The 19,536-nt window shown below is 66.4% G+C and carries 18 protein-coding genes; 7 read left to right on the top strand and 11 right to left on the bottom strand.

Annotated elements, in window-relative coordinates; all coding sequences use genetic code 11:
* Positions 1-1,358, top strand: a 1,358-nt coding sequence (gene lnt, locus FFS20_RS15565; protein ID WP_137826726.1) for an apolipoprotein N-acyltransferase, incomplete at its 5' end; no start/stop codon positions are given.
* 164 nt (positions 1,359-1,522) lie between these two features.
* Here lnt and FFS20_RS15560 read toward each other — a convergent pair.
* The 4 genes from FFS20_RS15560 to FFS20_RS15545 form a co-directional block, all read right to left on the bottom strand.
* On the bottom strand, positions 1,523-1,813 hold the full coding sequence (locus FFS20_RS15560) for a hypothetical protein (RefSeq protein WP_137826725.1): 291 nt from the start codon (positions 1,811-1,813) through the stop codon (positions 1,523-1,525).
* Between the two features lie 183 nt (positions 1,814-1,996).
* Positions 1,997-2,989 carry a tyrosine-type recombinase/integrase gene (locus FFS20_RS15555; RefSeq protein ID WP_137826724.1) on the bottom strand — a complete coding sequence of 331 codons (993 nt, stop codon included), beginning with the start codon at positions 2,987-2,989 and terminating at the stop codon, positions 1,997-1,999.
* Positions 2,982-3,911, bottom strand: a complete 930-nt coding sequence (locus FFS20_RS15550) for a tyrosine-type recombinase/integrase (RefSeq protein ID WP_171007111.1) — start codon at positions 3,909-3,911, stop codon at positions 2,982-2,984. The genes FFS20_RS15555 and FFS20_RS15550 overlap by 8 nt, the downstream gene beginning before the upstream one ends.
* Positions 3,908-4,846 carry a tyrosine-type recombinase/integrase gene (locus tag FFS20_RS15545; protein WP_137826722.1) on the bottom strand — a complete coding sequence of 313 codons (939 nt, stop codon included), beginning with the start codon at positions 4,844-4,846 and terminating at the stop codon, positions 3,908-3,910. Before FFS20_RS15545 ends, FFS20_RS15550 begins: the two co-directional genes overlap by 4 nt.
* A gap of 118 nt (positions 4,847-4,964) precedes the next feature.
* Here FFS20_RS15545 and FFS20_RS15540 point away from each other — a divergent pair, with 118 nt between their 5' ends.
* Positions 4,965-5,510, top strand: coding sequence for a GNAT family protein (locus tag FFS20_RS15540; protein WP_137826721.1), 546 nt, complete (start codon positions 4,965-4,967; stop codon positions 5,508-5,510).
* On the opposite strand, the gene FFS20_RS15535 is transcribed toward FFS20_RS15540, so the two are convergent.
* Both FFS20_RS15535 and FFS20_RS18380 read right to left on the bottom strand, forming a co-directional pair.
* Positions 5,391-5,939, bottom strand: coding sequence for a DNA cytosine methyltransferase (locus FFS20_RS15535; RefSeq protein WP_283202136.1), 549 nt, complete (start codon positions 5,937-5,939; stop codon positions 5,391-5,393). The two genes, FFS20_RS15540 and FFS20_RS15535, sit on opposite strands and share 120 nt — an antisense overlap.
* Before the next feature lie 24 nt (positions 5,940-5,963).
* Positions 5,964-6,122 carry a DNA cytosine methyltransferase gene (locus FFS20_RS18380; RefSeq protein ID WP_187326294.1) on the bottom strand — a complete coding sequence of 53 codons (159 nt, stop codon included), beginning with the start codon at positions 6,120-6,122 and terminating at the stop codon, positions 5,964-5,966.
* 335 nt (positions 6,123-6,457) lie between these two features.
* Here FFS20_RS18380 and mobF point away from each other — a divergent pair, with 335 nt between their 5' ends.
* On the top strand, positions 6,458-10,003 hold the full coding sequence (gene mobF / locus FFS20_RS15530) for a MobF family relaxase (RefSeq protein ID WP_051619752.1): 3,546 nt from the start codon (positions 6,458-6,460) through the stop codon (positions 10,001-10,003).
* A 22-nt stretch (positions 10,004-10,025) separates the two neighbouring features.
* Here mobF and dprA read toward each other — a convergent pair whose 3' ends face one another.
* Positions 10,026-11,030: a DNA-processing protein DprA gene (gene dprA / locus FFS20_RS15525; protein WP_036542732.1), complete on the bottom strand. Its 1,005-nt coding sequence runs from the start codon at positions 11,028-11,030 to the stop codon at positions 10,026-10,028.
* Between the two features lie 225 nt (positions 11,031-11,255).
* Here dprA and FFS20_RS15520 point away from each other — a divergent pair, with 225 nt between their 5' ends.
* Entirely contained in the window at positions 11,256-11,570 is a 315-nt protein-coding gene (locus FFS20_RS15520) for a sulfate permease (RefSeq protein WP_349290530.1), read from the top strand.
* 331 nt (positions 11,571-11,901) lie between these two features.
* The gene (locus tag FFS20_RS15515; protein WP_026529635.1) at positions 11,902-12,810 is read left to right on the top strand and encodes a DNA adenine methylase; all 909 of its coding nucleotides are present in this window, start codon (positions 11,902-11,904) and stop codon (positions 12,808-12,810) included.
* Here the strand turns inward: FFS20_RS15515 and FFS20_RS15510 are convergent.
* Positions 12,761-14,278, bottom strand: coding sequence for a hypothetical protein (locus FFS20_RS15510; protein WP_026529634.1), 1,518 nt, complete (start codon positions 14,276-14,278; stop codon positions 12,761-12,763). The two genes, FFS20_RS15515 and FFS20_RS15510, sit on opposite strands and share 50 nt — an antisense overlap.
* Before the next feature lie 520 nt (positions 14,279-14,798).
* Between FFS20_RS15510 and FFS20_RS15505 the strand changes: the two genes are divergently transcribed.
* A complete protein-coding gene (locus FFS20_RS15505) occupies positions 14,799-16,520 on the top strand; it encodes a hypothetical protein (protein WP_051619731.1) in 1,722 nt (573 codons plus the stop codon).
* On the top strand, positions 16,517-18,139 hold the full coding sequence (locus FFS20_RS15500) for a UvrD-helicase domain-containing protein (RefSeq protein ID WP_036542739.1): 1,623 nt from the start codon (positions 16,517-16,519) through the stop codon (positions 18,137-18,139). The genes FFS20_RS15505 and FFS20_RS15500 overlap by 4 nt, the downstream gene beginning before the upstream one ends.
* Positions 18,140-18,174: 35 nt before the next feature.
* Here the strand turns inward: FFS20_RS15500 and FFS20_RS15495 are convergent, their stop codons facing one another.
* The 3 genes from FFS20_RS15495 to FFS20_RS18540 form a co-directional block, all read right to left on the bottom strand.
* Complete coding sequence (locus tag FFS20_RS15495) at positions 18,175-18,612, bottom strand: tetrahydrofolate dehydrogenase/cyclohydrolase catalytic domain-containing protein (protein ID WP_137826720.1); 438 nt, start codon at positions 18,610-18,612, stop codon at positions 18,175-18,177.
* Complete coding sequence (purU, locus tag FFS20_RS15490; protein ID WP_349290531.1) at positions 18,612-19,295, bottom strand: formyltetrahydrofolate deformylase; 684 nt, start codon at positions 19,293-19,295, stop codon at positions 18,612-18,614. Before purU ends, FFS20_RS15495 begins: the two co-directional genes overlap by 1 nt.
* 60 nt (positions 19,296-19,355) lie before the next feature.
* Positions 19,356-19,536, bottom strand: a 181-nt coding sequence (locus FFS20_RS18540) for an ACT domain-containing protein (RefSeq protein ID WP_137826718.1), incomplete at its 5' end; no start/stop codon positions are given.

Genomic DNA, 19,536 nt, shown 5'->3' with positions numbered 1-19,536 from the left:
ACTGGACCGCGTCGGCTTTGAACTCCGGCGTGAACGTCCTGCGATTCGTAGACATGATTCCCTGTCGTGCCTTCCTGGTAACGACTGTCTACGAGAAGTGTCACACCCCACTCATCATGGGCTCCTGGCCCTACGGCGGATTCCCGTGGGGACGGGTGGCGATGAGCCAATCGGAAAGCCCGATCGCGCCGATCGCGTCATGGGTCGGCGTCTCCGGCCCGGGCTTCCTGATGGTCGCCGTGTGCGCCGCCGCGATCGAAGCACTCCGTTGGATCGTGCGCGCGCAACCGGCACGCGGTAACGCCACCGAGCGCCCAAGAACACCTCTAGCTTCGTGGGCGGCGCCGATCCCTGCGCTCGGTCTCGCAGCGGTGATGGTCCTGGTGCCGCAGTTCCCGACCAGTCACGCAGGCACCATCCGGGTGGGCGCTGTGCAGGGCAACGGCCCCGCCGCGTACGTCGATGAGCACGAACCGGGCGCGGTCCTGGAATCGCAGCTCGCCGCTTCCGCCCCTCTCGAAGACGAACAGGTCGACGTCGTGCTGTGGCCCGAGGGCGGCGTCGACAGTGATCCCCTCGCCGACGAGGCCACCGCTCACGCGCTCGACGATGCAGCCGCCCGATACGATGCGCCGATCCTGCTCAATGCCGCCGCGGCAGACGGCCACCTCGTCTACAACACTTCCTTCCTCTGGACCTCGAACGGGCCGATGGCCACCCACGCCAAACGCCATCCCGTCCCCTTCGGCGAGTACGTGCCCGACCGGTGGCTCTACGGCGCGCTCGTGCCCAGCCTGGTAGACCTCCTTGAACGCGAGTACGCCGCCGGCGTCGACACGCCCGCCATCGAGGTCGACGGCGTAGAGGTGGGACTGGCGATCTGCTTCGACGTGGCATTCGATGATGTCATTCACGAAGCCGCGAACAGCGGTGCCCAGGTGCTCATGTTCCAGACGAACAACGCCGACTTCCGCGGCACCGATGAGAACCTGCAACAGCTTGCGCTCGCGCGCATGCGCGCCATCGAGACCGGCCGCAGCGTGGTCAACCTCTCCACCACCGGCACTAGCCAGGTACTCGCCCCGAACGGCGCCACGCTGGCCGCACTACCCGCGGACGAACCCGGACTCATGATCGCCGAACTTGAGCTCCGGGACGGGCTCACCGCCGCCGTCATGTTGGCGCAGTCGATCAACACGCTGATCGTCTCAGGCACTCTCGCCGGCTTTCTCGTCCTCGCCTTCCTCCTCCTGCGAGACCGTGCATCCTCGCGACACCATCGGGTGCTGGACTCCAGCCAACGAAGCAGCATCGGCCTGCACGAGTGCGCCGACGCGCATCGCCGAGAGCGCTTGTAGCGGAAGAACGCCGTTGCCGAGCGCAGCGATCTGCTGATTAGCCGTGAGTTGATGGATCGGATCAGTGATCCAACCACTGGGGAGACCCATCAACCACTCCACGAACTCGGGCGACGGCCGCGGTCCACTAGTCCTGTCTAGCAGCGCTGGCGCGATTCGTCCTGTCACATGCTCCCATCGGGCGATGGCGCGGGCGTAGCGTCCCCAGCGGCGAAGATGTCCTCGATCAGGAACCACAGCATCTCGGGTTCGCTGCTCTTGCTCTGCAAGCCAGTCGGCCCGTTTAGCGCGAGGTCGATGATCTGATGCGAGAGCGCGATCGTCCCCCGCCTCGCCCTCACCTGTTCCAGTGACTCGCCGCCACGAGTCGAGTCCGTGGCGAGCGGCGTCCTGAACAGTGCCCCGGCTGCGGGCGAGGATGAAGACGCGAAGCCTGGGATGAGGAGCGCCGACAAGGGACGCTGGTAGGCCGATCCATTGCGTGTCATACCGCAGGTCGGCCAGATCGCCGAGTACGGCGCTTATGCGAACTTCCGCATAAGCGCCGTTATGCGGAGCGGGTGATTATGCCGACCGGATCGCTAGAGGTCTGGGCTCTCGGCGTGAGCAGCGACTCCGGTCGGCATAACCGTGGGCTGTCAGCGATCGGTGAGGAACGCGATGAGAGCGTCCGACGCCTGGTAGCGGGCTGGTGGCCTGTCGCCGATCGCGGGGAGTCGGTCCAGGCTCCGGCGCTTGAGCTCCAGATCGGCGTGGAGATAGGACTGGGTCGTCTGGATGGTGGCGTGGCCGAGCCAGAGCGCGATGCTGGCGGTGTCGATCCCGGCGTGCAGGAGCATCATCGCGCAGGTGTGCCGCAGGGTGTGCGGGGTGACGTTTTTCTCTCTCAGGCTCGCGCAGCGCTCGGACGCGACCTGGATGTGCCGGGCGAGGAGCTTCGCGATCGCCGCCCGACTCAACGCCGTCCCGGTGCTGGTCGGGAACAGCGGCGTCGCAGGGATGCCGTCGAGTTCGTTGAGCCAGGCGGTCAGCAGGCGGACGGTGGGTTTCTGGAGCGGGATCACCCGGTGTTTGCGTCCTTTTCCGAGGCAGCGGAGCTGGCTGTGCGGGCCGATCTCGATGTCCCCGACGCGCAGGCTCATGAGTTCGCTGACGCGGAGCCCGGTCTGGATGCCCAGGTGCAGCAGGAGCCGGTCGCGCCTGCCGATCCAGGTGGTCGTGTCGGGGGCGGCGATGAGAGCTTCAGCCTCTGCCCGGGTGAGGAAGGACACGATGGTCGTCTTGGTGCGTTTCGCGGGGATCGCCAGCACCTGGCTGATCGTCGCGATCGCGTCCGGTGCCCGATAGCTGGCATAGGTGAAGAACGATCGCAACGCCGCCCGCCTCGCGTTGCGTGTCGAGGCGGAGTTGCCGCGCTCGTCTTCCAGATGCTGGAGGAACCCGCCGACCATGTCCGCGTTCAGGTCCACCAGTCGCAACGCTGACGGGGCGGTGCCGGTGCGTTGCTGGGCATAGAGGAGCAGGAGCCGGAAGGTGTCGGCGTAGGCGGCCTTGGTGTGGACGCTCGCGTTCATCTGTCCGTCGAGCTTGTCGGTAAAGAACCGTTGCAGCAGCGGCGCGAGATCACTCATCATCAGCCCCGATCGCCGGGAGGCAGGCCCCGAGTGCGGCGGCCAGCTCGGGGGTGTTCTGCAGATACCAGTAGGTCGAGACAGGGCTGATGTGTCCGAGCCAGGCCGAGAGGACCGGCATCATCTGCTCGACGTCACCACCGGCGCGGATGTGTCCGATGAGGGTGTTCGTCGCGAACGAGTGCCGGAAGTCATGCAACCGTGCCGCCGCCTCGGTCGTGGTGCCGGTCATTCCCGCCAGGTCGCGTATCTGTCGGAAGGCCTGCCCGCTGGTCGAGGTCGCCAGCCGGTCGCCGCGCCGGGTGACGAACAACGCCTCGGTCCGCCTGACGGGGAATCGCTTGTCGCGCAGCCGTTGATACTCGTCGATCGCGCGCATCGTGGTGGCGTGAACCGGCACGATGCGGGACTTGCCGAACTTCGACTCCGTCACCCGCACCCATCCGTTATCACCATCCTCATCCGAGGTGATGTCAGCGTCGTTGAGGCCGCGGGCCTCGCTGATCCGCAGCCCGGTCACCGTCAGTAGTCCGAGCAGCGTCTGCCAGGTCGCGGCGCGAACCTCTGGGGTCAACCGTCCTGCCGCGCGTAGCAGGGTGTCGATCTGCTCCGACGTGTAGATGTGCGGTCGCGGGCGGTGGTTCACGTAGGGTCTCCCGTCGAGGATGGGGACCTCGGTGGCCGGGTCGAACGAGGCGATGTGCTCGGCAAACTGCCGGACCGTGTTCAACCGGGCGAGCACCGTGCCGCGGGAGAACCGCGCAGCCCAGGAGACCGCGAGATCGTGACGGATCGTGGTTTCGCCGGCGTCGTCCATGAAGTCCACGAACTCGCCCAGCACCCGGCCGGGAACGGCGAGCGTGAACCCCAGCGCCCGCCTGGTCGTCAGATAGTCGTCCAGCAGATCCCGCAGGGCGCTCATCGTCCCCACCTGCCCCCAGCCGCAGCCGGCCATTCCGGAACGAGTCGTGTCAGCCGTGCGTGGTCGACCTTGGTGTAGATCGCGGTGGTCCGCAGCTGTGCGTGCCGTAGCAGCCCTTGAACCTCTTGAAGCGTCGCGCCGGAGGCGAGCATCCCGGTCGCGAAGGTGTGCCGTAGTCGGTGCGGCCCGAACTCCGTGATCCCTGCCCTGGCGCAGGCCATCCGCACGATCTTGCCGATCCCGTTCGGTGCGACCGGGCGCACCGGCTCGAACATCGTCAAGAACACCTCGTCATAGCCAGCCCTGCCGCCCCGACCGTGAAGCACATACTCCTCCAACGCGCGACCCACCTCGTCCGGCAACGGCAACTCGTCAGCCCGGTCGCCCTTACCACGGATGCGGATCGTGCCGGTGCGCCAACCGATGTCGCCAAGTCTCAGCGCGGCGATCTCTCCAGCACGGAGCCCGAGGCCGGTGAGCAGCAGCAGGATCGCCCGATCCCGCAGCCCCTTGGGCGCCTGCAAATCGAGGCTGTCCAGCAGCTCCTGGACCGTGCCCTCGGGCACCGGGTCCGGGATCGAAGACAGGCGCCACCCGGCAGCGTTTGGGACGACCCCGGCCAAGTCCTGCCCGACCCTGCCGGTGCGGTGACAGAAGCGCAGGAACGAGCGCAGCATCACCAACTGCTTCCGCAGCGTCGACGGCTTCTGCCCTCGCTTCGCCGCGAGATTCACCCACTCCATCACCGTCGCCGGCGTCAAAGTCCGCAGCGACTCCTCGACCGGTGCGGGCAGCCAGGCGAGGAACCCGACGACCCGATCCGCGTAGACCCGTGCAGTGCCCTCCTGCACGGACCGTTCCCGCGGCAGCCAGTCCTCGAACTCCTCCAACACCTGCTGAGTGTCGCCGCGGCGACGTTCCCGATACTTCGACATCGTGATCCTCCTTGATCTGACCGGGCAGTCGGTGTGACTGCCCGGTCAGATCAAGCGAACCTCTTCGCTGACGCGCGTCGTTATGTTGACCCCGCCGCAGCCGATTACCGTTGGGAGTGTGTCTTATACGGATGTCCCGGTACTGAGGAACGAGTACGTCGAGTTGCAGCCCTTGAGCGCCGAGCATCACGACGACCTCGTCAAGGCCGTCAGCGTTGACGACCTCTGGCAAACATGGTTCACCCACATCCCCTCACCCGAGTCCATGTCAGCCGAGATCGAGCGTCGACTCGCGCGCCACGCAGAGGGTTTGATCGCGCCCTGGGCAATCATCGACCCGACCACAAGCAAAGCCGTCGGCATGACCACTTACCTCAACCCGGACCCCGCCAATCGGCGCCTCGAGATCGGCTCGACGTGGATCGGACGTGAGGTGCAGGGCACGCGCATCAATCCCGCCGCGAAGCTGCTTCTCCTAGAACGCGCCTTCGACGCGTTCGGGTGCATCGCTGTCGAGTTCCGCGCGCACTGGCACAACCACCAATCACGCGCCGCGATCGCCAAGCTCGGAGCGAAACAAGACGGCATCCTGCGCAACCACACCATCTTCGAGAACGGGACCATCCGCGACACCGTCGTCTTCTCCATCCTCGACAGCGAGTGACCCACCGTCCGCTACGGACTCACCGAGCGGCTCGCCCACCCAGGCCGGTAGACATAACCACCCGCTCCGTATAACGGCGCCGACTGCCCGGAGAGGTCGAGCTGCGAGGTCTCCCAGACCCCACGGGTCGGGTTCCACTTCGCGAAGGGCTGCATCGCCGGGGGTTGCGTGGTCGGGATTGCTATGCGCATCGTCGTCTTCTTCTAGGGGTGCGCGGACGGCGGGTGAGGACAGCAGGCCGCGCACGTTCTCGATGACGACGAGCTGGGGTTGCAGCGCGTCGATCGCGGCGGCCATGTACGACCAGAGCCCGGAGCGGGTGCCGGGCGCGAGGCCGGCGCGCTTGCCCACGGTCGAGACGTCCTGGCAGGGGAAGCCTCCACAGAGAACATCGACCGGCTCGACGGTGCGCCAGTCGATGGTGGTGATGTCGCCCAGGTTGGGGGCGTCGGGTCAGTGGTGGGCGAAGATGCGGGAGACGTGTTCGTTGTTCTCGGAGAACCAGATCGTCTCGCCATCCAAGGCATGTTCGACGGCGAGGTCGAGACCGCCGTACCCGGAGAACAGTGATCCGACCCTGAGTGGGCGAGTCCGGTCGTGAGGGTCGTGCATGAGGGCTCCGGTTGACGGGTGATCCCGGTCGGACTTCACGCATGAGGTCACCACCGGGCTGGTCAGCGACCAGGTGCGCGACCACTCGAACCGCCACCGCTTGCCTCGTCGCCGATGCCGTGACCCGCGCGCGGCGCACCACCCCCGCGTACTTCGGAATCCGTGACTCAGGCGGCGCCGCCAGCTCTCGTTCGCCGGCCCACCGAGCCATCACACGTCTTTCAGACGAGGCCGTTTCGGGCTTTGTCGCATCTGATGCGACCGGTCTCGCGGGCTCACCTGCTCTCCGAGCGCGGCCGGAAGGAGCAGCCGAGGTGACGGTTTCGATGCGCGTGATGAGCGCGGGCGATGGATACAAGTACCTGTTGAAGTCCATCGCCGCGGGCGACGGCGACCGGAGCCTGAGCACGCCGCTGACCCGCTACTACGCGGAGGCGGGCACGCCGCCGGGCTTCTGGATGGGCTCGGGGCTGGGTCGTCTCGGGCACGGCGACCTGGTCGAGGGAGGGCAGGTCTCTGAAGCTCAGCTCGCGCTGTTGGTCGGGATGGGCCATGACCCGATCACGGGCGAGCCGCTGGGCCGCGCCTACCAGCAGTTCGCGTCGATCACCGAGCGGATCAAGCAGCGCGTCGACGCCCTCGACCCCGAGTTGGGGCCGGCGACTCGAGCGCAGGAAGTGGCCGCGATCGAGGCGGAGGAAGCCGAGCGCGGCACCCGCCGCGCAGTAGCCGGTTACGACTTCACATTCAGCGTGCCCAAGTCAGTCTCCACGATCTGGGCGGTCGCGGACGCCGGCACCCAAGCCCTGATCGCGGACGCCCATCATGCGGCGGTTGCAGAGCTGGTTGCGTTCCTCGAACGCGAGGTTGCCGCAACCCGCGTCGGTGCAACCGGGCCGGACGGCGCGGTTGCGCACGTCGACGTCGCCGGTGTCGTGGCCGCGGCATTCGATCACTACGACAGCCGTGCGGGCGACCCGCAGTTGCACACCCACGTCGTCGTCAGCAACAAGGTCCTGACCGTGCAGGACGGCCGCTGGCGGACCCTCGCCGGCCGGCCGATGCACTCCGTGGTCGTCGCAGTCTCCGAGCTCTACAACGCCGCGCTGGCCGACCAGCTCACCCGCGTCCTCGGCGTCGAATGGGAAGCACGCGAACGGGGCAGGGACCGGAACCCGGCATGGGAAATCGAGGGCGTGCCCGACGAGCTGGTGACCGAGTTCTCCACCCGGTCCCGACACATCGAGGCCGAGAAAGACCGCCTCATCGCCGGGTACGTCGCCAAGCACGGCAGGCAGCCCTCCGCGCGAACGGTGCTGAAACTTCGGGCGCAGGCGACGCTCGCCACGAGGCCGGAGAAGCAGGTCCGGTCGCTGGCCGACCTCACCGCCGAGTGGCGGCAGCGCGCCGGCCGGGTGCTGCGCCGGGACGCGAACGGCTGGGCGCGCACGTTCACCGCATCCACCGCAGACGCACCGCGGCGGGTGCTGCGCGCCGACGACGTGCCGCTGGATGTGGTGCGCGAGGTCGGGCAGACCGTGATGGAGACGGTGGGCGAGAAGCGTTCGACCTGGACCCGCTGGAACCTGCATGCCGAAGCATCCCGGCAGTTGATGGGGTGGCGGTTCGCCAGCATCCAGGACCGGGAGGCGATCACCGGGCTCGTGGTCGATGCCGCCGAGCACGCTTCGCTGCGGCTGACGCCGCCGGAGCTGGCGTCCAGCCCGTTGCAGTTCCGCCGCGTGGACGGCACCTCTCGGTTCCGGCCGCACGCCTCGACCCTGTTCTCATCCGAAGTCCTGCTGGCCGCCGAAGACCGACTCCTGGCGCGTGCCGCCACAACGGCCGGGCCGGTGGTGCCGTTGGAGACGGTTGAGAGGATCGCCCGCAAGCCCGACGCACGCGGCCGGGTGCTCGGCGAGGATCAGGCCGCGGCCCTTGCCGCGATCGCGGTCTCCGGTCGGGTCGTGGACGTGCTGGTCGGCCCGGCTGGGGCCGGGAAGACGACGGCGATGAACGGGCTCCGCAGGGCGTGGGAGAAGGAGCACGGCACAGGGTCGGTGATCGGGCTCGCCCCCTCGGCGGTCGCCGCGCAGGTCCTCGCCGATGACCTCGGCATCGCCACGGAGAACACGGCGAAGTGGTGGCAGAACCACCTCATGTACGGGACTACGTTCACGGCCGGGCAGCTCGTCATCATCGACGAGGCGAGCCTGGCCGGCACGATGTCGTTGGATCGGCTCACCCACGAAGCCGAGAAGGCCGGCGCGAAAGTCCTCCTGGTCGGCGACTGGGGCCAGCTCCAATCACCCGGCGCCGGCGGCAGTTTCGCCATGCTCGTGCACGCCCGCGATGACGCCCCCGAGCTGACCGATCTGCACCGCTTCACCAACGAATGGGAGAAGACCACCTCGCTCCAGCTACGCCACGGCCGTGCCGAGGCGATCGACGCCCTGATCGAGCACGGCCGGATCACCGGCGGCGACGAGGAAGCGATGATCGACGCCGCCTACACAGAATGGCGGGCCGATCTTGCTGCCGGGCGGGCGTCGATCCTGGTGACCGAGACCCACGCGACCGTCACCGAGCTGAACGCCAGAGCGCGGGCGGATCGGATCATCGACGGCACCGTAAACCCGACCCGCGAACTGCCGCTGCGCGACGGCACCGCGGTCTCCGAGGGCGATCTGGTCATCACCCGCGAGAACGACCGGCGGCTCCGCAACGGCCGAACCTGGGTCCGCAACGGCTCCCGCTGGACCGTCACCGGAGTTCGCGAGGACGGGTCGGTCAGCATCCGCCCGGCCGGGCGCAGGTTCGGCGGCGGGATCGTCCTGCCGGCCGACTATGTGGCCGAGCACCTGGACCTCGGCTACGCGATCACCGCGCACCGCGCCCAGGGCGTCACCACCGACACCGCGCACGCGGTCGTCACCGCCACCACGACGCGGGAGAACTTCTACGTCTCCATGACCCGCGGCGCCCACAGCAACCACGCCTATGTCACCGTCGACCGAGAGGACGCAGAACACGCGGTGCCGCATCCCGGAGACAACCCGAACGTCACCGCTCGCTCGATCCTCTACGGCGTGTTGCAGCACATCGGCGCCGAGCTGTCTGCGCACGAGACGGTCGCTGCCGAGCAGGACCGCTGGGGCTCGATCGCGCCGCTCGCGGCCGAGTACGACACGATCGCGCAAGCCGCCCAGCACGACCGCTGGGCGACCTTGCTCGCCGCGTCCGGGATCACCGCCGAGCAGATCGAAGACGTGCTCGGCTCCGACGCCTACGGCGCGCTGTCGGCCGAGCTGCGTCACGCCGAGGCCAACCACCACGACCTCGACGCGCTGCTCCCGCGGCTGGTCGCCGCGCGGAGTCTGGACGATGCCGATGACATCGCCTCCGTCCTGCACGCCCGCGTGGCACGCGCCACCGCCCGGCCCGCCGGATCAGGCCGCACCCGCAAGGCCCCGAGGCTGATCGTCGGACTGATCCCGCACGCCGGCGGGCAGATGGCAGACGACATGCGGCGAGCCCTGGACGAGCGCCGCGAGCTGATCGAAGGCCGCGCCGACGCCGTGCTCCGCGGCTACCTCACCGATGAGGAGCCGTGGACGGCCGACCTCGGCGCGGCTCCGAGGGGCGACAAGCAGAAGGCGGCGTGGTGGCGTGCCGCTCGCACCGTCGCCGCCTACCGCGACCGCTACGGCATCACCGACGACCGGACCCCGCTCGGCCCGACGCCGGAGAGCACCAGCCAGAAGATCGACGCCATCCGCGCCCGCGCCGCCCTCAACCGCGCCCAGGCGATCGCTCACGAAGGTACGACGGCTGATGCGGTGCGGCCAGCGACCACATCACGCCCCGCACCGAGCTTGTGAACCCGTCCAGCGAGGGCGGCCGTCAGAGAGAGCGCCCCGGCGTGCCCGGCGACGGGTGCCGGTGCCCGAACTCGCGTCCGACCTCGGGCCGCGTCACAGTCCGGTCCGGGGTTCTGTCGGCGTCGAGTAGGTCGATCACGTCGCTGGGCTGGGTGACGAGCGAGGCGAAGCCTTGCTTGATGAGTTCGTTCGGCCCCGCGCTCGCGACGCTGGTCACCGGGCCGGGCACCGCACCGACGCCCCGGCTGAGTTCGCGTGCGGCGATGACAGTGGTCATCGACCCGGACCGAGGACCGGCCTCGGGGATCACGGTCGCACCCGAGAGCGCCGCCAGCAGGCGGTTGCGGGCCAGGAACCTGTGTCTGGTCGGTGCGGCTCCCGGCGGCAGCTCGCTCACCAGCAAGCCGACATCCCCAATGCGATTCAGCAGCTCGCTGTGCCCGGCCGGGTAGGGGCGGTCCAACCCGCCGGCCAGAACGGCGATCGTCTGACCGCTCGCGGCAAGCACGCTCTTGTGCGCGGCCCCTTCGATCCCATAGGCGCCACCGGAGACGACGACCCGTTCCTCATCGGCAAGACCCGCCGCCAGCTCGCCCGCGACCTGCTCTCCATAGGCGGTCGCAGCGCGAGCGCCCGTGATCGTGGCCCGATCGCTCAGCGCCGTCATCAAGAACGAGACCGCACCGCGAGTCCACAGCAGGTACGGCGCACGATCGCTCAGGTCGTTCAGGCCGGCGGGCCATTCCTTGTCGGCGGGGATGAGCGTGCCGAATCCATGCCGCTCCGCCTGAGCCATCTGATCCAGCAGGCCGGGTGTGACCCGCGCCGTCAGTCGTTCGCGCCACATCAGTGTGTCGGCGCGTGCCAGGCCGGGCACTTCGTCGTCGGACTCGATCAGCCGCAGCGTCTCGACCCCGCCGTGACGGGCCAGGACGTACCCCGTGATCGGGTCGTTCGGCTCGGCGATCATCGACAACGCGACCCGCGCCATCCGCTCACCCTGCACCTGCTCCGCCAACGTGGCCATGATCGGTGTCCTCTCGCTCCAAGGTCACCGACGAGGTACACGCCCGCCTGCCGATGGGGTTCCCTCTGCCATAGGACAGTCGTAAACTCGGTAGCGAGGCAGGTTCAGCAAACTATGCGGGTCCTTCGGGACGGCCCTTCGCGGGCACTCGGTTCATAGCCGCCTCCACGACGGAACACCGTCGCGCTATGACGAGGAAAGAGGCCTGCAATGCTCCGGACGTCCGTGGCGCTCAGCGCACGAGGCTATGGCGTACTCCGCTACGCACCCACGAACCTGCTGCTCAACGCGATCCGCACACGGCGCGGCCTGAAGTGGGGCGTCCCCGCGATGCTGCTCGCCGGGGTCTACTTCTACGCCGCGGCGATCTGCACCACGATCATCAACGACGGGGGTCCCGGTTGGCTCTACCTGCTGGTCCTGGTGTTCGTCTGGAACGCCTTCAAGTTCCTTTGGATCGGCCCCGTCAGTCTGATCCAGCTCATAAGTGTCCGTGCGGGGGAGCGTCGCGAACGGCAACCGGTGCCGTCCTCGCGGTGACGCGCAGGCGAGCCCACCGCGCCATAGGGCACTGACCACGACACAGTCGCATTCGGTTGGCGCGTCCCTTCACGGTGTACCGCATCGATTCGGCGTGTCGATGGCTCTGTGATGTCGTTACGAGTAGTATCCGTTACATGCAGGACTTCACGAGCCTGAGCGACGCGGGCCTCACTGACGTTGATCGAGCGCTGCGTCATGAGCGGCTACGTCGCCGTAAGGCGTGGCGTAACTGCGAGCGTTGCGATCAGGCGTTCCTCGGGCGAGGTGATGCGCGCTTCTGCTCGGCTCGCTGTCGAGTCGCCGCGCATCGAGCGGGGAAGGAGTCCTGATGAGTGACACGCTGCGGGTTGTCGCGTCACGTCGGTACGGAACGCTCTCGCCGCTCCGCTATCCGGGAGGAAAGGCGGCGCTCGCTGGCTTCTTTGGCGACATCATCGATGCTCTCAGGGTCGAGCGCGCACGTTATATCGAGCCATATGCCGGTGGCGTGGGAGCTGGGATTGCGTTGCTCCGTGAGGGCATTGTCGAAGAACTGGTTATCAACGACATTGACCCTGCGGTGTACGCCTTCTGGAAATCTGCGGTCGGAGACAATGCCAGCTTCGTTGAAATGGTTGCGTCCGTCCCACTTACGATCGCTGAATGGCAGAAGCAGCGAGAGATATACAGATCGCGCGATGAGCGAGATTCACTCCGCCTCGGGTTCGCCTTCTTCTTTCTGAACAGGACCAATCGTTCAGGGATTCTGAATGCCGGAGTTATCGGCGGTCAGCGGCAGGAAGGGAGATACAAGATTGACGCCCGCTTCAATCGCGAAACGCTCATCGAACGATTGACTGCGATCGGAGGCTTGGCCGATCAGATCACGGTCTCAGACCTTGACGGCAGGACAGTGATCCAGCGTTACGCTCAGGACGATCGAGCATTTATGTACATCGATCCGCCCTATGTTCAGGCGGGGTCTCAGCTCTACCTCAACGCGTTCGACGGGCGCGATCACACAGCCCTCGCGGCGATCGTCAATACGGTGGAGAAGGCGCACTGGCTCATGACGTATGACACGGCTCCACTGATTGAGAAGCTGTATCGCGAGCACTTCCAATGCCGCTTGGAACTGACCTACTCCGCGCGGTATCCGGGGCAGGCCGAAGAACTGCTCGTTGCATCGCCCGCGGTCGCCGGTGTGGTCAAGGCGTTGCAGGGGCAGACTGTAATGGCGGACGCAACAAGCGCCTGAGCAGCGGATTGACCACCTTCCACGCCTGCCGAACGTCCTCTGCGGTCACTGACGCATCTGCGCTGTGCGCGATGAGATTGAACCACTGGATAGAGCCATGTTTGTGGGCGTTTCCCGACTGTATGGCGCCGATGGTCGATTTGAGAGTCTTCTCCGAGCCATAGGTTTGCGCGACCACTTTGAAAACCGCACTCAACTCGCCTGTCGCGGGCGTTGCAGAGCCCTCGAAATGGACCTTGATGGTGGCTTCGAGAACAGAGCGCAATAGGATCGCGGACGCGATAGGCAAGTTTCCCAGGTTGATCCGTCGTAGCTCGAAGTAGCGCAGTTTGAGGTTCAGTGGTGCGTTCTCGTAGTCGAGGCCAGACAGATCGAGCGTGTCCTTTGTGTCTGGATGGTTCGGTCCACGGCTTCCTGCTCCGCTCGGAGGCTCAGGCTGGGGTGGCGTTGCCCCGCCGGTCGCGCTACCGGGACCGCTTGGAGGCATTCCGTGGCTGACACCTTGCGACGGTCCAGGCGGAGTCGGTGGTGCGGGCGCGGCGGGTGATGGTGTCGGCGTTGCTGTAGTGGGTACACCGTTGAGACGGTCCACGAACGGCTGGTAGGCGTCATCACGCTTCTTGAGCTCCGGAGAGCGGGTGTTGAGCCTTCCAGCGCGAAACTCCCCGACTAGATACTCCAATGCACCGAGCTTCTTCTTTGGAAGTTTCGACGCGATCTTTTCGGGAGTTGAGGACCGAGGAAGCAACATGCCGTCTCTATCGAACTCCACCCCGATCGCAGCCGCGATGTCCTTACTTCGGTACGCGTACTCAAAGGCCGACATCGCCAAGTCGTCGCTGGCGGCGTACTGCCGGAGGGTGTGATCGGAGAATGGCGCAGCGGCAAGGAAGCGTCGCATCACAGCCATCTTCATGAACCTTGCGACCTCGACATCGGGGTACTGCGCCTTGACGTCCTCCACAGTCGTCTGGTCGTCCACGAGTGAGTAGTAGAAGGTTGCTTGTTGGTCGCGGCTCCACCGCTTCTTGGAGATGCCAGTGTGCAGTCGGGCAACGTGCGGGGCGGCGGTCGCGCGATCAGGCGCCACGATCACGCGGATTCGCTCGGGGAGGTTTTCTGCCTCGACTGCGTACCGCTTGAGCAGTGAGCGAACCTCGGCTTCGTGACCAGGCACGATCGTCGGGTCGTAGAGAGCCTTGAGTGCGCTGACGCGCCGGTTGCCTTCCAGGACGATGTACGAAGGCGGCTCGTCCCGTGACTCCGCCGCGATCACGATCGGCACCTCGTTGTCGAAGTAGCCGTCGCGAAGGATCAGCCGCGCCGCGCCGAGGACGTCCTCGGAAGCGAACAGATACTTCAAGGCTCCGGCTTCATCGTCGCGACGAGTCGGGATGCGGTAGTTCTCCAGGTCGAGCAGGAGCCGGCTCAGCTCGACCTCCACGATGGGTAGCTGCTCGTAAGCCATGTCCAGCCTCGTCTCGATGATCCGTCCGGCGATCTACGCCCTCGGTGCCGAACGGACGAGAGCTGTCGTTCAGTCCTAACTGTAGCCGCGCTGTTTCGCGATCGGGCTGAGACACGTCGAGGCGCATCAACCGAAGCTCCTCTGACGCGCGAACGCACGAACTGGTTGCCATAGGCGCCCGTGACGCCGTGACAGTTCTCGACGCGGGCAGGCGCCCAGGCACGGGACCACGGTCATGCAAACCATGCAGCCTGCCGGCGACGCCGCGTGGTCGCGTGAACTGCGGAACCAGACGGAAACGAGGCCGAGCTGCCACTTCGGACGCTTGTACGGAACCTGTCGTCGCGTGTCTTCACGGGACGGCCATGGTGCGTCGCCGCCTGGTACTGTCCACAGTCCGTGGGACGATAGGCATGGGAGCCGCCGGTTCCGAGCGGGAGAAGGTCCGTTGATTCACGCTCATCCTCCCGTTGCGAGCCGAGCGCTCAGCTTGCATCGGGGGGTATGCAAGGAGTAGCCAATGAGGGTCGCGCGCATCCGTATCGGACGTTTCCGGGGTTATCGCCATGCAGCGCTCGTGGTGCCAGAGAACATGGTGCTTGCAGGTGAGCCGCAGGCGGGCCGCACTGACATCGTCGAGGCCCTGCGCCGGGTTCTCGACGCCCGCAGTACTCGGTCCCGCGTGAATCCTCTCGACGTCTACCGACCTGCTGACGGCGATGAAGAGTCCTTGACGGAGGTAGAGGTGACTCTCCTCGACCTCGGGGAGGACCTCGAAACTCTTCTCAGCGAGAATCTGGAAACGTTCGACCGGGCAACCGGGGAGATCGCCACGCCAAGCAACGCGGGCGACGCGGTTCTGGGCGTACGTCTGTGCTATCGCGCACGATATGACCTCGATACGGACACCGGCGAGCACTGGGTCGATTACCCGGCGCGAAGTGATCCCGCTGCCGGTGTGTTCAAGAAGGCGAGCCGGATCGAGCGTGAGTCTCTGCCTGTCCAGTTCGTTGACAGTGCGCCGGCTCTCCAGCTGCGGGCAGAGGGAGTCCTGAGAGCACTCCTTGCTGATGCCGATCCTGGTGGCCTGGACAGCGCCCTCACCGATCTGGATTCGGCCGTCCATGCTGCAACCGGGTCGTTCTCTGAGACGGAGGTGGTCACTAGCGTTCTGGATAAGGTCATTGATTCCGGACCGCAGACTCTCTTCGGTATCGATGACTCCGCCGACATCAGTTTTCTGGCGGATGACGGTTCTATGGCTGCCCTCCTCAGAGCGCTTCAACCAGCGATCTCGATGGGTGCGGCCGGGGCCCTTCCCGTCCGTTCCCAGGGGTCGACTCTCGAGAGTGTGCTCTCGGCCGCTGAAGCCATCGCAGCCGCGCGAGATGCACAATCAGGCGTCGTCATCATCGGCGATGACTTCGGAGATCGCCTTGACGCATCGTCATCTGAACACATGGCGCGGCTCATCCACGTAACGGCAGGGCAAGCGATCCTCACAACGCGCCGTCCTGAGGTAGTACGAGCATTCGATCCCGGTGAGCTGGTTCGGCTCACGGTCAGCCACGGCGAGAGACGACAGCACCAGCTCTCTGCAGTCACGGACAAGACGGGCCGAGTCAACCGGAGGCTCATCCTGGAGCAGCTTCTCGCAGCGCTGAGCGCGAGAACCGTTGTCCTCCTGGAGGGGCCGCTCGATGTCGAGGGGTACGGCGCGCTCGCGTCGCGGCTCTTCCGGAAGACGAACGAACCGCACCACAGCCTCCCCGCTAACGGCATCCGCCTGGTCGCCCCGCCAGGGTCAGACGGAGGAGTTACCCGGCTCCCAGCCATTGCCGAGATCGCCCTTGAACTCGGATTCCACGTCCGAGCGATCGTCGACAATGACAAGCCAGGACACGAAGATCCAGCAGTCGGAGTCCTTGCAGGAATGATCGAACAACTCGTCGTGCTTCCCACTCGCACCGCCGTGGAGGCCGCACTCATCCGCGGCGTACCCGGAGATCAGCTCCGAGAGACGGTCGAGACCCTGGAAGACTTCGGCATGCCCGCCCTGCCACCCGATCTCGGCGACGACGACATCGCGGACCACCTCATCGCGACGAAAGTGATCAAGAAACAGGGGCTAGGGGCAGCCTGGGCTCACGCACTGACACGACAGCCGCCGATCGCGCGGTCCGCGATCGAAGCAGTCTGCGGCGATACGCTCGGACGCATCGACATCCCTGATCTACCATGACATTCGCCCCGCAGAACCCGGAGCAGCAGCGAGTCGTAGCGACGCAGGCCGAACTCACTGTCGTGCTCGGCGGAGCGGGTGTCGGAAAGACGACCAGCGCGCTCGCCGCAGCTCACGCCCATCTTGAACGAGTAGCAGAAAGCGAACCCCACGATCGGGTCCTGTTCCTCTCGTTCTCTCGTTCCTCGGTGGCGCGCATAGCCTCCCGCGCAAACGAGATTCTCGGCCGCCGAGGCTCCCAGGTGGACATCATGACGTTCCACTCGCTCGCGTTCTCCGTGGTCCGGAGATTCGGGAATCTGGTCGGACACGGCGACGCCGTCCTCGTCAGCCCCGCTCGCGAGAAGCTCGGGCTGGCCCAGCACGAGATCGGATACAGCAGGCTCATCCCGCTCACACTCGAAATCGCTCAGGCCGCACCTGCTGTCGCAGAACACCTTCGCACCCGATGGGGCCTCGTAATCGTCGACGAATTTCAGGACACCGGCGATGCGCAGCAAGACCTCCTTCAGCTGATTGCCCGCGACAGCAGGCTGATACTGCTCGGCGACCCGAACCAGTGCATCTACACGTTCCTCGCCGAAGACGGCGTCAGAGTGGAGCGCATCGATGAAGCCTGCTCGGCCGCTGGGACAGAGAACACCATCCTGCTGCCAGAAACCTCCTTCCGAGACCCCTCCGGGATCATCCCGGCCGTCGCCAACGCCATCAGGGGACGCCTGTTCGACTCAGAGGCCATCGCGGCCGCCATCCAGGACGAAAGACTGGTCATCCAAGACGGAATACCACTCTCCGACGAGACCAGTCACGTCGCACGGGTCGTTAGCGAGTTAGCCGCGAAAGATATGGGCGTGGCAGTATTCACGCACCATAACGACATGCTCGCGGCTCTCTCGGATGCACTTGAAGCCGACGGGATCGAACATGAAGTTGCCGGTCTCAGTGACGCGCTCGCCGCCGCCCTCGACGCCCAGACTGCGATGGCGCGATTCCACACCGGCGATGGCACCTGGGGAATTGTTCTCGAAGCGATAGCCGTGTTCCTGACGAGCGCGCAACGTGGGCAGAAGGCGCCCCCCATCGCGTACCAGGTGATGAACGGTTCAGGCCCCACGACCCTGCAAGCTCGCCTGAGCGCTCTTCGAGAGCGTCTCTCCGAGGCGGGGTCCATTCGGGAGGTAATCGAGGTAGCGGCGACGGCACACGACGCGCTCGGACTACCGCAGAAGTCGGGCGCCTGGCAGCAAGCAGCAACCCTGCTCTCGGTGATGTACGCGCGAGCGGCACGCACGAGCAGCGCCCGCGATGACCGTCAGATGGTTGCAGCGATCTGTGCGGAAGCTCGTGAGGCGAGTTACGCGGCGCTCACGGACTCGGCGCTGAGCCCGCGAGAGGTTCAACTAATGAACCTCTACCAGACGAAGGGACGCGAGGCCGACGCAACCGTCGTGGTGTTGCGGGAGGGAGACTTCATGGGCTACGAATCAGAACCGTTCCCCACAACAAGTCGGCTCCTCTACGTGGTCTTCTCCAGAGCCAGACACAAGATCGTCGTGCTGCTCGTGGGCAACAGGTTCCACGCCGCCGTAGCGCCTCTCGCGGCTCTGGCCGCGAACTGAGCTTGCCTACGAGGGGGACCAGAAGGGGACCAGAATCATGCAATCCATGCATCCCGTGACGTGTTCTGCATGATCTGACGCCCGGAATCACGCGGAATCCGGGCAGGCCGAAGCCGTTTGGACGCCTGGGGGATGAGGTCGATGAGCGCCGCGGCGTCCTGCCCACCCGGCAGCGGCAGCTGGAGGAGGATGCCGGAGACCTCGTCATCGGCGGCGAGCTCGGTGAGCACCCCGGCGATGTCCTCGACGCTCGCCTCCGCCGGCAGCTCCCGGTGGCGGTCCCCGATGCCCACCGAGGTCGCGGCCTTGCGTTTGCTGCCGATGTAGACCTGACTGGCCGGGTCGTCGCCGACGAGGACGGTGGCGAGCGCGGGACGGCGGCCCGCCTCGGCGGCGAACTCCTCGACGAGCCGCGCCGTCTCCGCCCGGTACCGCTTGGCGATCGCCTTGCCGTCGATGATGCGTGCCGCCATCAGAAGACCACCGTGGTGTGTCCGTCGCGGACGACCTTGTCCTGGCACCACCAGGCCACGGCACGCGAGAGGACGGTGCGTTCGACGTTGGCCCCGCGCAGGGCAAGGTCGGCCGCGGTCTCCTCGTGGCCGACGCGCACGACGTCCTGTTCGATGATCGGGCCCTCGTCTAGGTCGCCGGTGACGAAGTGCGCGGTCGCGCCGATGAGCTTGACCCCGCGCTCCTTGGCCTTGCGGTAGGGGGCGGCGCCGATGAAGGCCGGGAGGAACGAATGGTGGATGTTGATGACGGGCACGCCGACCTGCTCGAGGAAGTCCTCGGAGATGATCTGCATGTAGCGGGCGAGGACGACGAGGTCGACGTTGCCGCGGAGCAGGTCGAGCTCGCGGGCCTCACCCTCGGCGCGGGTGTCCTTGTTCAGCGGAATGTGGAAGAAGGGGATGCCGAAGTTCCGGACGTCGGCGGCGAGCACATTGTGGTTGGAGATGACCATGGGCACGCTCATCTCGATCTCCCCGCGACGCTGCCGCCACAGCAGGTCGAGGACGCAGTGGTCCGAGGTCGAGGCGAGGATCGCGACCCGCTTGCGCTTGTTCGCCTCCGTCAGCGACCACCGCATGTGCAGCTCGTCATCGAGCAGCCCGCCGAGGTCGTCCATGAGCTTGGGCTTGACCGTGGGCAGATCCGGCAGCCGGAAGACGGTGCGCTGGGTGAAGCTGCCCCCGTCGGGATTCGAGGAGTACTAGTCGAGGTCGATGATGTTCGCACCGTGGTCGAGCAGGAGGGTCGAGATCTTCGAGACGATCCCCGGACGGTCCTCGCCTTGGACGACGAGGCGACCCACCTCGGCGGAGTAGGGGTCCTGATCCGACGGGGAGGTCGGCGAGGTCTTCGGGGCGCCCGCCGAGGCGGGGGCCCCGAAG

It is taken from the genome of Brevibacterium sp. 2SA (genome assembly GCF_005502845.1).
Taxonomy (GTDB): Bacteria; Actinomycetota; Actinomycetes; order Actinomycetales; family Brevibacteriaceae; genus Brevibacterium.
Note: the sequence above shows the minus strand (reverse complement) of the source record. Positions and strands in the feature narration are given on the sequence as shown.